The sequence below is a fragment of the Pseudomonas sp. Y39-6 genome, from assembly GCF_023651955.1.
GTDB classification, from domain to species: Bacteria; Pseudomonadota; Gammaproteobacteria; order Pseudomonadales; family Pseudomonadaceae; genus Aquipseudomonas; species Aquipseudomonas veronii.
On record NZ_CP069594.1, the window covers coordinates 117775 to 130349 of the forward strand.

Annotated in this window: 11 protein-coding genes and 1 rRNA gene; 3 read left to right on the plus strand and 9 right to left on the minus strand. The window is 58.4% G+C overall.

From position 1 onward, the window contains the following. Positions 1–3: 3 nt before the first annotated feature. The 9 genes from JN756_RS00565 to JN756_RS00605 all read right to left on the minus strand — a co-directional run bounded on the left by JN756_RS00565 (position 4) and on the right by JN756_RS00605 (position 7797). Complete coding sequence (locus JN756_RS00565; RefSeq protein ID WP_046381522.1) at positions 4–312, minus strand: DUF2388 domain-containing protein; 309 nt, start codon at positions 310–312, stop codon at positions 4–6. A gap of 106 nt (positions 313–418) precedes the next feature. Further along, positions 419–739 (minus strand): DUF2388 domain-containing protein, encoded by a 321-nt coding sequence (locus JN756_RS00570; RefSeq protein ID WP_201021688.1) that lies wholly within the window; start codon positions 737–739, stop codon positions 419–421. Positions 740–898: 159 nt separating this feature from the next. After that, positions 899–1081, minus strand: coding sequence for a DUF1127 domain-containing protein (locus JN756_RS00575; RefSeq protein WP_126589229.1), 183 nt, complete (start codon positions 1079–1081; stop codon positions 899–901). Positions 1082–1346: 265 nt separating this feature from the next. Beyond that, a complete protein-coding gene (locus JN756_RS00580; RefSeq protein ID WP_017849054.1) occupies positions 1347–1562 on the minus strand; it encodes a DUF1127 domain-containing protein in 216 nt (71 codons plus the stop codon). 316 nt (positions 1563–1878) lie between these two features. Beyond that, on the minus strand, positions 1879–3372 hold the full coding sequence (gene scpC, locus JN756_RS00585) for a succinyl-CoA:acetate CoA-transferase ScpC (RefSeq protein WP_017849055.1): 1494 nt from the start codon (positions 3370–3372) through the stop codon (positions 1879–1881). A gap of 179 nt (positions 3373–3551) precedes the next feature. Then, complete coding sequence (locus JN756_RS00590; RefSeq protein ID WP_201021689.1) at positions 3552–4988, minus strand: NAD(P)(+) transhydrogenase (Re/Si-specific) subunit beta; 1437 nt, start codon at positions 4986–4988, stop codon at positions 3552–3554. Continuing rightward, entirely contained in the window at positions 4988–5308 is a 321-nt protein-coding gene (locus JN756_RS00595) for an NAD(P) transhydrogenase subunit alpha part 2 (protein ID WP_003187417.1), read from the minus strand. The genes JN756_RS00590 and JN756_RS00595 overlap by 1 nt, the downstream gene beginning before the upstream one ends. A 15-nt stretch (positions 5309–5323) precedes the next feature. After that, positions 5324–6445: a Re/Si-specific NAD(P)(+) transhydrogenase subunit alpha gene (locus JN756_RS00600; protein ID WP_046381520.1), complete on the minus strand. Its 1122-nt coding sequence runs from the start codon at positions 6443–6445 to the stop codon at positions 5324–5326. A gap of 452 nt (positions 6446–6897) precedes the next feature. After that, positions 6898–7797: a LysR family transcriptional regulator gene (locus JN756_RS00605; protein ID WP_102618547.1), complete on the minus strand. Its 900-nt coding sequence runs from the start codon at positions 7795–7797 to the stop codon at positions 6898–6900. 156 nt (positions 7798–7953) lie between these two features. Between JN756_RS00605 and JN756_RS00610 the strand changes: the two genes are divergently transcribed. The 3 genes from JN756_RS00610 (at position 7954) to JN756_RS00620 (ending at position 12545) form a co-directional block, all read left to right on the plus strand. Beyond that, positions 7954–9135, plus strand: coding sequence for an acyl-CoA dehydrogenase (locus JN756_RS00610; RefSeq protein ID WP_017849059.1), 1182 nt, complete (start codon positions 7954–7956; stop codon positions 9133–9135). Positions 9136–9148: 13 nt separating this feature from the next. After that, positions 9149–10369, plus strand: coding sequence for a CaiB/BaiF CoA transferase family protein (locus JN756_RS00615; RefSeq protein ID WP_126589228.1), 1221 nt, complete (start codon positions 9149–9151; stop codon positions 10367–10369). 639 nt (positions 10370–11008) lie between these two features. Next, positions 11009–12545, plus strand: a 16S ribosomal RNA gene (locus tag JN756_RS00620). The last annotated feature ends 30 nt before the right edge of the window (positions 12546–12575 follow it).

A 12575-nucleotide genomic window follows, 5' to 3' on the forward strand; every position in this document is an offset into this window, starting at 1 on the left:
TGATTATTGGACGAGAATTGCTTGCGCCAGTTCAAGGTCGCTGGCGTTAAGTTTTGGTTGGCTGCGGCGCAGACGATCCAGCGCTGATTCCAGCCGAGCCCCCCGCCATCGGCCGTCAGTGGCAATGAATGCGGCAGCGTCATCCTGGGCGGCCAGCACCCACTTTCGGTCAAACGGCGCGGAGGTCACTTTGCTGGTGGCATAAGCGCTCACCACAGTGCTCTGGGTGGACAGATCAAAGGCCGAAGCCAATGGCGACCAGCCGGCAGCAAACATCACGGGAACCAGCACTAGGCGGTATGAAAAAGCCATGGGACTCGACAACTGAAAGCGAGCGCCAAGGCTAGCGCAATGCCCGGGCGAGAGCCAGCGTCGAGGCATCCGGGAGCGGCTGGCGCTCCCTTGTTCCGACGGGTTTTCAGATGGCCAGAATAGCCTGGGCCAGTTGTGCGTCTGTCGCAGCGCTCAGTTGTGGCGCTTGCTGGCGGATCTGTGCCAGAGCGCTTTCCAGTTTGACCCCACGAATGGCGCCTTGGCTGGCGACGAAGCTGGCGGCGTCGTCACGGGCGGCGCGCACGACCTTGTTGTCACGCAGGGAGGAGGTGGCATCGGAACTGGCATCGGAGGTGGCTTTCAATGCGCCGACGATCGAGTCGGTCGTCACGATGAGGCTGGACGCATGGGCGTTGGCGGCGAGGGCCAACAGGGTGGCGGCACTCAGCAGGCGAAGACGGGACATGGGGTTACTCCTGTAGATGAACAAATAAGGTCACGCGCAGCGGCCACTGTGAAACGGATGTGGATGCCATTGAGCATCAGACGCCCGTTCTACACGGTTCGCCACGTGGTGACCGGATATTAAGCCGCGGCCTGTCCATTCGAAAAGCGTCTTGACTGTCTAGTCACGCCAGAACGGCTTGGACAGCTCGACCTGGCGCTCGCCGGGGCTGATACCCGCGTCGGACAGCTCTCGCGGGTCGAGCTGGGCCAGTTGGTGTCGTTCTCGGGCCTGTTGCCGCCACCTGGCGAGCGTGGCGACGGTGCGGCGTAACAACGTGGTGCGCGGGGCTGGTGGGTGCATGGGGAGCGCCTTACAGGGTCTTTTTTTTGGAAGACCATGTTGAGCGGATCGTTTCGACCGATACAGATACACCGGCGCTCAATTGTACTGCCTAATTGTTATAATAATTGAACTGTACTGGTTGCTTTGCAAGCGATCTGTTCGGGGCCGAAAACACCCGGGCCCAGACACAACAAAGCCCGCCTCCGGTGACCCGGGGCGGGCTTTGCTTAACGAATCAGGTTGCTGGCTGTGGACCCGGTGGGTCAGGGCCAGCGAGCGCTCATTAGCGCCAGAACGGCTTGCTCAGCTCTTCGTAGCGTTGTGCTTCGCTGATACCTGCGTCAGCCAGCAGACGCGAATCCAGACGAGCCAGTTGATGGCGGCTGGAGATGCGGCGCTGCCACAGCATCAGGTTGGCGATAACGCGCAGAGGCAGGGAAGCCTGGGTGCTTACAGCTTTTTCTTCAAAGAACAGATCGGAACTGAGTGTACGTTCCATGATGACATCCTTCCGCTTGTGGCGGGATTAGGTAGTGGTTTAACTGATGCCAATGATCCTCCTCCCGCGCAAGACTCTCTAGATACAGTTCACCTGTATTGTGAGGGGCCAGTTAACTGTTTATAGCGGCTGTACTGTACGGAAATGGGGCAACTGTACCTGTCCGCACTGAAACAGTGCAAAAATGGGATTTTAGAAGAAGGGTGTGGGATATTTCGGTAGGAAAAGACCGGTACAGCAGTACAGTTTTTTACAGAAAGGAGGGTGGTGCAACCGAGCTGATGAAACTGTGTGCATCAGCTCGGTTGTGTATCGATCAATCCTTGAGCATGTGCCCGGTTTCTTCCAGGTTAATGTGCCAGCTCAGGGCTTCGCGCAGGACGTGAGGGGTGTGGCCACCAATCGCGCAAGCGGCGTTGAAGTATTTGTTCAACGCATCGCGATAGTCCGGATGCACGCAGTTGTCGATGATCACCCGTGCGCGCTCCCGTGGCGCCAGGCCACGCAAGTCGGCGAGGCCCACTTCGGTCACCAGGATGTCGACGTCGTGCTCGGTGTGGTCGACGTGGCTGACCATCGGCACCACGCTGGAAATCGCCCCGGCCTTGGCAATCGACTTGGTCACGAAGATTGCCAGGTGCGCGTTACGCGCGAAGTCGCCCGAGCCGCCGATCCCGTTCATCATCCGCGTCCCGCACACGTGCGTGGAGTTGACGTTGCCGTAGATGTCGAACTCCAGCGCGGTGTTGATCGCGATGATGCCCAGGCGACGAACCACTTCAGGGTGGTTGGAAATTTCTTGCGGGCGCAGCACCAGTTTGTCCTTGTAGTGCTCCAGGTTGCCGAACACGTTGCTGTTGCGCCGCTCCGACAAGGTGATCGAACTGCCGGAGGCGAAGCTCAGCTTGCCGGCGTCAATCAGGTCGAACGTCGAGTCCTGCAGCACTTCCGAATACATGGTCAGGTCTTCGAACGGCGAATCGATCAAGCCACACATCACGGCGTTGGCGATGTTGCCGATCCCGGCCTGCAGCGGGCCGAGCTTGTTGGTCATGCGGCCGGCGTCCACTTCCTGCTTGAGGAAGTTGATCAGGTGGCTGGCGATGCCTTGGGTGTCGGCGTCCGGCGGCGTCACTGTGGAAGGCGAGTCAGCCTTGTTGGTGATCACGATGGCGACGATCTTCTCCGGCGGAATCGGGATCGCGGTGCTGCCAATGCGGTCGTCGACTTTTACCAGCGGGATCGGCGTGCGCGTTGGCCGATAGGTCGGGATGTAGATGTCGTGCAGGCCTTCCAGGTTCGGGTTGTGCGCCATGTTGATCTCGACGATCACTTGCTTGGCGAAAATCGCGAAACTGGCCGAGTTGCCCACGGAAGTGGTCGGCACGATATGGCCTTGTTCGGTGATCGCAACGGCTTCGATCACGGCAATGTCAGGCAGCTTGAGCTGGTTGTTGCGCAGTTGCTCGACGGTTTCCGACAAATGCTGGTCGATGAACATCACCTCGCCGGCATTGATCGCCTTGCGCAGGGTGCTGTCAACCTGGAACGGCATGCGTCGCGACAGTACGCCGGCTTCGGTCAGTTGCTTGTCGAGATCGTTGCCCAGGCTGGCGCCGGTCATCAGGGTGATTTTCAGCGGCGACGTCTTGGCACGTTCGGCCAGAGCTTGAGGGACGGCTTTGGCTTCACCCGCACGGGTAAAGCCGCTCATCCCGACGGTCATGCCGTCCTCGATCAGTGCGGCGGCATCAGCCGCGCTCATGACCTTGTTCAACAGCGAAGGCAAGCGGATACGATCACGGTACATGGATTGTTATCTCGAGATACGGAGGCAAGGTGCGCAGTTTAGTGATTTCAAAAGTTTTCGGCCCGCTACCATGGTCGAATGCCGGGCAGCGATTTAGGGCCTTTGGTCGGTTTTCATGCTGCAATAAAAAACCCTAGCCTACTGCAGGCCAGGGTTTCGGGTATTGCGCTGGCGCAGTGTTACTCGACAGCCTTGACCATGTCTTCGATAACCTTCTTGGCGTCGCCGAAGACCATCATGGTTTTGTCCAGGTAGAACAGCTCGTTGTCCAGGCCGGCATAGCCGCTGGCCATCGAGCGCTTGTTGACGATGATGGTCTTGGCCTTGAACGCTTCGAGGATCGGCATGCCGGCAATCGGCGAGTTCGGATCGTTCTTGGCGGCTGGGTTGACCACGTCGTTCGCGCCGAGCACCAGTACTACGTCAGCCTGGCCGAATTCGGAGTTGATGTCTTCCATCTCGAACACCTGGTCGTAAGGCACTTCGGCCTCGGCCAGCAATACGTTCATGTGTCCGGGCATGCGGCCGGCCACCGGGTGGATCGCGTACTTCACGGTCACGCCACGGTGGGTCAGCTTCTCGGTCAGTTCCTTCAGCGCATGCTGTGCCCGTGCCACTGCCAGGCCATAGCCCGGCACGATGATCACGGTATCGGCGTTGGTCAGCAGGAACGTGGCGTCGTCGGCCGAGCCGGACTTCACCGGGCGCGCTTCTTTCGAGCCGGCCGCCGCACCGGCATCCGGCGCATTGCCGAAACCGCCGAGCAGCACGTTGAAGAAGGAGCGGTTCATCGCCTTGCACATGATGTAGGACAGGATCGCACCGCTGGAGCCCACCAGCGAGCCGGCGATGATCAGCATCGAGTTGTTCAGCGAGAAGCCGATCCCTGCCGCAGCCCAGCCGGAGTAGCTGTTGAGCATCGACACCACTACCGGCATGTCGGCGCCGCCGATCGGGATGATGATCAGCCCGCCCAGCACGAACGCCAGGGCCAGCATCAGCGCGAAGGCAGAGAGGTTGCCGGTGAACATGAAGGTCAGGCCGAGCCCCAATGTAGTCAGGCCGAGCACCAGGTTCAGTTTGTGTTGGCCGCCGAACTGTACCGGTGCGCCTTGGAACAGGCGGAACTTGTACTTGCCCGACAGCTTGCCGAAGGCGATCACCGAACCGGAGAAGGTGATGGCGCCGATGGCGGCACCGAGGAACAGTTCCAGGCGGTTACCGGCCGGGATCGCATCGCCCAGGTGTTTGACGATGCCCAGGGATTGCGGTTCGACCACGGCGGCAATGGCGATAAACACCGCGGCCAGGCCGATCATGCTGTGCATGAAGGCGACCAGTTCCGGCATCTTGGTCATTTCCACGCGCTTGGCCATGATCGAGCCGGCGGTGCCGCCGATCAGCAGGCCCACGATCACGTAGCCGATGCCGGCAGTGGCAAGCTCAGCGCCCAGCTTATAGATGAGGCCCACGGTGGTGAGCACCGCCAGCGCCATGCCGAGCATGCCGAACAGGTTGCCGCGCCGCGAAGTGGTCGGATGCGACAGGCCTTTGAGGGCCTGGATGAAACAGATCGACGCGATCAGATAGAGCGTCGTGACAAGATTCATGCTCATTACTTCGGCGCCTCTTCTTTTACTTTCGGGGCTTTCTTCTTGAACATCTCAAGCATCCTGCGAGTCACCAGGAAGCCGCCGAACACGTTGACGGCCGCCAGGGCCACGGCCAGGGTGCCCATGGTCTTGCCCAGCGGAGTCACGGTCAGCGCAGCGGCCAGCATGGCGCCGACGATCACGATCGCCGAGATTGCGTTGGTCACCGCCATCAACGGCGTGTGCAGTGCGGGGGTAACGTTCCAGACCACGTGGTAACCGACATAAATCGCCAGCACAAAGATGATCAGGTTGTAGATACCGGGGGAGATAAGCTCTTCCATCGTCTGAATCCCTGCTTAGGCGTTTTTGCGGATGACTTGGCCGTCGCGGCACATCAGGCACGCGGCGACGATGTCGTCTTCGAGGTTGATTTCAAACTGCCCTTCCTTGTTGAAGACCAGCTTCAGGAAGTCCAGCAGGTTGCGCGCATACAGGGCCGATGCGTCGGCGGCGACGGCACCCGCCAGGTTGGTCGGGCCGCAAATGATCACGCCGTTTTCCACCACCACCTGGTCGGCGACGGTCAGCGGGCAGTTGCCGCCCTGGGCTGCGGCAAGGTCGATCACCACTGAGCCCGGCTTCATCTGGGCAACCGTGTCGGCGCTGAGCAGGGTCGGAGCCTTGCGGCCCGGGATCAGGGCGGTGGTGATGACGATGTCGGCCTGCTTGGCGCGTTCGTGGACCGCCAGGGCCTGGCGTTGCATCCAGCTGGTCGGCATCGGGCGTGCGTAACCGCCGACGCCGACGGCGCATTCACGCTCTTCGTCGGTCTCATAAGGCACGTCGACGAACTTGGCGCCGAGGGATTCGATCTGCTCCTTCACGGCCGGGCGCACGTCAGACGCTTCGATCACTGCACCCAGACGTTTCGCCGTGGCGATGGCCTGCAGGCCCGCGACGCCAGCGCCGAGGATCAACACGCGCGCGGCTTTTACCGTACCGGCGGCAGTCATCAGCATCGGCATGAAGCGTGGGTAATGATGGGCGGCGAGCAACACGGCCTTGTAACCGGCGATGTTGGCCTGGGACGACAGCACGTCCAGGCTCTGGGCCCGCGAAGTTCGCGGCGCGGCTTCGAGCGCGAAGGCCGTGATGCCCTGCTCGGCCAGCTTGGCGATGGTTTCATTGCTGAACGGATTGAGCATGCCCACCAGCACGGTGCCGCTTTTGATCAGCGTCAGTTCGCTGTCGCTGGGGGCAACCACTTTAAGGATCAGCTCCGCGCCAAATGCATCGCTGGCGCTGCCAATGGTTGCACCTGCCGTTTCATAGGCACTGTCGACGATGCTGGCTTTAATGCCCGCCCCGCTTTGTACAGTGACCTTATGGCCCTGGCCGATCAGCTTCTTGATGGTTTCCGGGGTGGCAGCCACCCGCGTTTCACCGGTCTGGGTTTCGAGAGGAACACCAATGTGCACGTGAAATCTCCTGCATGATCTTTTTGCTTTTGATCTTATTGTAAAAAGGCCAGCGCACCGTGAGTGGCGCATCTGGGGCGGCCGATCAGCACGATCCCGCTGAAATGACAGCGGGGCGCGGCATTTTGCAGGCGAACTTTACGGCCTTCAAGGGATTATGACGGGTGACGAAAAATTAACTACAAGTCACCCTGTGACTGATTGTCGCAATGCCTTGAGATAACTTATTTAAATACAAGTGGTTAAAGGTGTATTTCGGTTTTTTGGTAGTTTCGCCCTCGCCGTTGTGAATAGTCGGGCATTAGCCGGTAATAGTTGCTACAAACCATGAGAATCATGGCTTTTAGCCTCATTTTCGCCGAACAGGTACAGTTTGCTGGAATGCGACATTTATATATATCTGTAGGATTCTATTTTAGCTGACTACATAGTCAACAAATGCCGCTCCGTCCTTAGATTACTGGGCTATAGCGCTGGGACTGGTCGATCAGCCAGTCCCTGAAGGCGTGCAGGGAGGCCGATTCGACTTTCCTGTCAGGAATCATCAAGTAATACGCCTTCGAACTGCTCAGTGCTTCAGGGCTCGCGATCACCAGTTGGTGCTCGTCCAGTTCGCGCTGGATGAGGAACGGTGGAATCAGCGCAATGCCCATGTCATGCATGGCCGCCTGGGACAACATCGAGAATAGCTCGTAGCGGGGGCCTGTCATGTCGCGGGGTATGTTCAGTTGTTGCGCGTTGAACCACTGGCGCCAGGCATAGGGCCGCGTGGTCTGCTGCAGCAGCGGCAGTTCTGCGATTTCCTGGGGGCTGAAGTGTGCGCGGCTGCCGAGTAAGCGCGGGCTGCACACCGGGACCGGGTTTTCTCCCATCAGCCGGTGGGATTCGGTACCGGACCAGTCGGCATCACCGAAATAGATCGCGGCGTCGAATTCGGTGTCGGCAAACAGGAAGGGGCGCGTGCGGTTGGTGAGGTTGACCGTGACTTCCGGGTGCTGGCGCTGAAAGTCCTTGAGGCGAGGGATCAGCCATTGGGTGCCAAAGGTCGGCACCACCGCCAGCTCGATGACGTTCGCGCCCTGCTGTCCCATGACGGACAAGGTGTCGCGCTCCACCGCGTCCAATTGCGTGGCGACACGACGGCTATACGACAGGCCCGCTTCCGTCAGCTTGACCCCACGCCGCGAGCGTCGAAACAGCTCGACACTTAAAAACTCCTCGAGGCTGGCGATCTGTCGGCAAATGGCGCCCTGAGTGATGGAGAGCTCCTGCGCCGCCTTGGTAAAGCTCTCGTGGCGGGCTGCAGCTTCAAAGCTGACAAGGGCGGTGGTGCTGGGGATTTTTCTGCGCATGTACCTTGTTCTCACTTATAAGGCGCGTTTGCGCCCTTCTCGGCCGTTACGGAGTGAGAAATTAGCACAAGCCTATGCAAAAACCTCGTTTGCCCTCTGCGCTTGCCGAGCCTAGTCTGCATCCACGACTTCTGATTTCTTTGCGAGGACTTATTCATGGCTGGCAAGGCAAGCTTCAACTGGATCGATCCACTGCTGCTGGATCAACAGCTCACCGAAGAAGAGCGCATGGTGCGCGACAGTGCTGAGCAATTCGCCCAGGACAAGTTGGCGCCAAGGGTGCTCGAAGCCTTCCGCCATGAAAAGACCGACCCGGCGATCTTCCGTGAGATGGGCGAAACCGGCCTGTTGGGCGCGATGATTCCCGAGCAGTACGGCGGCAGTGGCCTGAATTACGTCAGCTACGGGTTGATTGCGCGTGAGGTCGAGCGAGTCGACTCCGGCTATCGCTCGATGATGAGTGTGCAGTCGTCACTGGTCATGGTGCCGATCAATGAGTTCGGCACCGAAGCGCAAAAACAGAAATACCTGCCGAAACTGGCGTCGGGTGAATGGATCGGTTGCTTCGGTCTGACCGAGCCTAACCACGGTTCCGACCCGGGCGCGATGATTACCCGGGCACGCAAGGTGGATGGCGGCTACAGCCTGACCGGCGCCAAGATGTGGATCACCAACAGCCCGATCGCCGATGTGTTCGTGGTGTGGGCCAAGGACGATGCCGGCGATATCCGCGGTTTTGTCCTGGAGAAAGGCTGGAAAGGTCTGAGCGCTCCGGCGATTCACGGCAAGGTCGGCCTGCGGGCTTCCATTACCGGCGAGATCGTCATGGACAACGTGTTCGTGCCCGACGAGAACATCTTCCCGGATGTGCGTGGCTTGAAAGGCCCCTTCACCTGCCTTAACTCCGCTCGTTACGGGATCTCCTGGGGCGCGCTGGGAGCTGCCGAGTTCTGCTGGCATACCGCTCGCCAATACACCCTTGATCGGCATCAGTTCGGTCGGCCATTGGCGGCGACCCAGCTTATCCAGAAGAAGCTCGCGGACATGCAGACCGAGATCACTCTGGCCTTGCAAGGCTGCCTGCGCCTGGGACGGATGAAGGATGAAGGCACTGCGGCGGTGGAAATTACTTCGATCATGAAGCGCAATTCCTGCGGCAAGTCGCTGGATATCGCACGCATGGCGCGGGATATGTTGGGCGGCAACGGTATCTCCGACGAGTTCGGGGTGGCGCGTCACCTGGTCAACCTGGAAGTGGTGAACACCTATGAAGGTACCCACGATGTACACGCCTTGATTCTGGGGCGCGCGCAAACCGGTCTTCAGGCGTTCTATTAATAGGAGCACGGGCATGGGCGCGCTTTCGCATCTGCGGGTACTGGATTTGTCGCGAGTACTGGCGGGCCCTTGGGCCGGGCAGATCCTCGCGGACCTTGGGGCCGAAGTGATCAAGGTCGAGCGGCCGGGCAATGGTGACGACACGCGTGCCTGGGGGCCTCCCTTCCTCAAGGACGCGTATGGCGAGAACACCAGTGAGGCGGCGTATTACTTGTCGGCCAACCGCAACAAAGAGTCGGTGACCATCGACTTCACGCAGCCGGAGGGGCAGAAGCTGGTGCGTGACCTGGCGGCCAAGTCCGACATCCTGATCGAGAACTTCAAGGTGGGCGGCCTGGCGGCGTATGGGTTGGACTATGCCTCGCTGAAGGAGGTCAACCCGGCGTTGATCTATTGCTCGATCACGGGGTTTGGCCAGACGGGGCCTTATGCGGCGCGTGCGGGCTACGACTTCATGATCCAGGGGTTGGGCGGACTCATGAGCCTGACGGGGCGGCCTGAGGGTGATGAGGGGGCGGGCCCGGTGAAAGTGGGGGTGGCGTTGACTGACATCCTTACGGGGCTCTATTCGACGGTGGCGATCCTGGCGGCGCTGGCTCATCGCGAGCGTGACGGCGGCGGGCAACATATTGATATGGCGCTGCTAGACGTGCAGGTGGCTTGTCTGGCCAACCAGGCGATGAACTACCTGACGACAGGCGTGCCGCCAAAGCGCTTGGGCAATGCACATCCGAATATCGTGCCTTATCAGGATTTTCCCACGGCCGATGGCGACTTCATCCTGACGGTGGGGAATGACGGGCAGTTCCGTAAGTTTGCGCAGGTGGCAGGTCGGCCGCAGTGGGCGGATGATCCGCGTTTCGCGACCAACAAGGTGCGGGTGGCCAATCGCGCGGAACTGATTCCCTTGATTCGCCAGGCGACGGTGTTCAAGACGACGGCTGAATGGGTGTCGCAACTGGAGCGAGTCGGCGTGCCGTGCGGGCCGATCAATGATCTGGCGCAGGTATTCGCGGATGCCCAGGTCAAGGCGCGCGGGCTGGCGATTGAGTTGCCTCACGCACTGGCGGGGATGGTGCCTCAGGTTGCCAGTCCTATACGGTTATCCAAGACCCCTGTGGAATACCGCAGCGCGCCTCCTTTATTGGGTGAGCATACGGTCAGGGTGTTGCAGGAAGTGCTGGGGTTGATGCCGGCGAATGTGGCTGCTTTAAAAGAAGCTGGGGTTATCTGAGTCATCTCTTCTATATAGAGCGTCATTAAGGGCTCTATATAGAAGAAAGTTGGTTGTTTTTTAGCCAATCCTAACTATTGGATAGATAAGCGAAATTAAAGGTTGACGGCAAATCCTGGACGTCTATAATTCGCCCCACTTCCGGCGCAGTCGAAACGGAAAACTCCTTGGTAAACAAAGAGTTACACGAGATTCGACAGCGGCCTGCTTCAGTTCATCGAAGCCTGGAAGGAGTTGGTAGAGCAGGGTTGTTTGGCTCTATTAACGTTTCGATCTTCTCGGTCGAAAGCGGAGAAAAAGAGGTGTTGACAGCAGCGTGTAACGCTGTAGAATTCGCCTCCCGCTAACGAGAGATCGGAAGCGCAAGTGGTTGAAGTTACAAAGGAAACTTTGAAAACTTCTGAAAATAATCACTTGACAGCAAATGAGGCTGCTGTAGAATGCGCGCCTCGGTTGAGACGAAAGATCTTAACCAACCGCTCTTTAACAACTGAATCAAGCAATTCGTGTGGGTGCTTGTGGAGTCAGACTGATAGTCAACAAGATTATCAGCATCACAAGTTACTCCGCGAGAAATCAAAGATGTAACCAACGATTGCTGAGCCAAGTTTAGGGTTTCTTAAAAACCCAAAGATGTTTGAACTGAAGAGTTTGATCATGGCTCAGATTGAACGCTGGCGGCAGGCCTAACACATGCAAGTCGAGCGGTAGAGAGAAGCTTGCTTCTCTTGAGAGCGGCGGACGGGTGAGTAATGCCTAGGAATCTGCCTGGTAGTGGGGGATAACGTTCGGAAACGGACGCTAATACCGCATACGTCCTACGGGAGAAAGCAGGGGACCTTCGGGCCTTGCGCTATCAGATGAGCCTAGGTCGGATTAGCTAGTTGGTGAGGTAATGGCTCACCAAGGCGACGATCCGTAACTGGTCTGAGAGGATGATCAGTCACACTGGAACTGAGACACGGTCCAGACTCCTACGGGAGGCAGCAGTGGGGAATATTGGACAATGGGCGAAAGCCTGATCCAGCCATGCCGCGTGTGTGAAGAAGGTCTTCGGATTGTAAAGCACTTTAAGTTGGGAGGAAGGGCAGTTACCTAATACGTGATTGTTTTGACGTTACCGACAGAATAAGCACCGGCTAACTCTGTGCCAGCAGCCGCGGTAATACAGAGGGTGCAAGCGTTAATCGGAATTACTGGGCGTAAAGCGCGCGTAGGTGGTTAGTTAAGTTGGATGTGAAATCCCCGGGCTCAACCTGGGAACTGCATTCAAAACTGACTGACTAGAGTATGGTAGAGGGTGGTGGAATTTCCTGTGTAGCGGTGAAATGCGTAGATATAGGAAGGAACACCAGTGGCGAAGGCGACCACCTGGACTGATACTGACACTGAGGTGCGAAAGCGTGGGGAGCAAACAGGATTAGATACCCTGGTAGTCCACGCCGTAAACGATGTCAACTAGCCGTTGGGAGCCTTGAGCTCTTAGTGGCGCAGCTAACGCATTAAGTTGACCGCCTGGGGAGTACGGCCGCAAGGTTAAAACTCAAATGAATTGACGGGGGCCCGCACAAGCGGTGGAGCATGTGGTTTAATTCGAAGCAACGCGAAGAACCTTACCAGGCCTTGACATCCAATGAACTTTCTAGAGATAGATTGGTGCCTTCGGGAACATTGAGACAGGTGCTGCATGGCTGTCGTCAGCTCGTGTCGTGAGATGTTGGGTTAAGTCCCGTAACGAGCGCAACCCTTGTCCTTAGTTACCAGCACGTAATGGTGGGCACTCTAAGGAGACTGCCGGTGACAAACCGGAGGAAGGTGGGGATGACGTCAAGTCATCATGGCCCTTACGGCCTGGGCTACACACGTGCTACAATGGTCGGTACAGAGGGTTGCCAAGCCGCGAGGTGGAGCTAATCCCAGAAAACCGATCGTAGTCCGGATCGCAGTCTGCAACTCGACTGCGTGAAGTCGGAATCGCTAGTAATCGCGAATCAGAATGTCGCGGTGAATACGTTCCCGGGCCTTGTACACACCGCCCGTCACACCATGGGAGTGGGTTGCACCAGAAGTAGCTAGTCTAACCTTCGGGGGGACGGTTACCACGGTGTGATTCATGACTGGGGTGAAGTCGTAACAAGGTAGCCGTAGGGGAACCTGCGGCTGGATCACCTCCTTAATCGACGACATCAGCTGCTCCATAAGTTCC